This is a genomic window from Weissella kandleri, assembly GCF_001438705.1.
Lineage (GTDB): Bacteria > Bacillota > Bacilli > Lactobacillales > Lactobacillaceae > Weissella > Weissella kandleri.
On the sequence record NZ_JQBP01000015.1, the window covers coordinates 1 to 1,223 of the forward strand.

The 1,223-nt window shown below is 38.7% G+C and carries 2 pseudogenes; one reads left to right on the plus strand and one right to left on the minus strand.

The window, feature by feature from the left end:
- Positions 1-364, plus strand: a pseudogene (locus IV73_RS06690) (hypothetical protein); the annotation flags it as partial.
- A 324-nt stretch (positions 365-688) separates the two neighbouring features.
- On the opposite strand, the pseudogene IV73_RS06695 reads toward IV73_RS06690, so the two are convergent.
- Positions 689-1,223, minus strand: a pseudogene (locus IV73_RS06695) (hypothetical protein); the annotation flags it as partial.

Sequence of the window (1,223 nt, forward strand, 5' to 3'; positions counted from 1 at the left end):
TACGACCTTCCAAGCTAAATTCAGAGTTGGTCAACGGGTTCAAGTTTTGAACACGGCCATCTATGAAACTAATGGGAACCGCATCGTGGATAAGCGTGGTAAGACTGGAATTGTCAAAAAGGTAACCCGCAAAGATTATAGTTATTCACACTATGAATACTATGTGGCCTGGGATGATGGTAGCCAAGCTAATTACTATATGGCCGAACAAGATTTGAAGGCGGCCGCATATCAACGTTTCAGCTCGGAAAGTGAGCAACCAAAAGATACTTCTGCGCCCGTATCCAGTTCAGTGCATGCGACGAGCGCGGCTGATGCTAATAAAACCTCATCCAGTCAAGGTACGTTAACATATAAGAATTGACAACAAGTCTATGTTAAGGTGTTAATCGGGCTGGGCGAGATGAAACACGGATTGGAATGATTGTGGACGTAAAGCCAACCACTAAAGGTGCAGCTTATCAGGTACAATTTGTTGATGGTTCAATTTTAAATAATGTATTCGCCAATAATTTATTAGTACGGCAACAATAAGTGGCTGATTATTTTGTAGGTGAACTAGATTAGAGATAAGACAAGAATGCGGTAAGAGCCGAGTTCTTGTTTTTTTAATGTCTAAAAACATGTAAAAATATAATAAAAAAGTCCTACAAGTTAAATTAACTCGTAGAACTAAGGTAGGTAAAATTTATTTAGCGGTTAAGGTGTACGCTGGTAATTGTTTAATGACTGAACCATCTGATAATTGGATATCATAACTAGTTTTAGCTTGATTATTATTAATCTTAATTACTCGGCCGGCATGTTTATTGACAACACCATCTTGCATGAGTGAAACATTAATCTGTTGATTCATTTTATATGTGGGTGTAGTTGAGGTTGAGATAGATGTATCGTTAGCACTAGAATTAGCAGTTGTTGAACTAGCGCTGGTTGTTGATGCAGCTGAACTATTGTTTTCAGAGCTATTAGGAATTAAAGCATTGAAACGTCCTGTTGCAAGCTTCAAGTCTTGTTCAGCCATGTAATAACTAGCCTGGGTTCCATCATTCCAAGCGATATAGTATTCGAAATGGGAATTACTGTAATCTTTACGCGTAACCTTTTTAACGGTTCCAATCTTACCCCGCTTATCACCGATCCAATTTCCATTGGTTTCATAACTAGCCGTGTTCAAAACTTGAACCCGTTGACCAACTCTGAATTTAGCTTGGAAGGTCGTA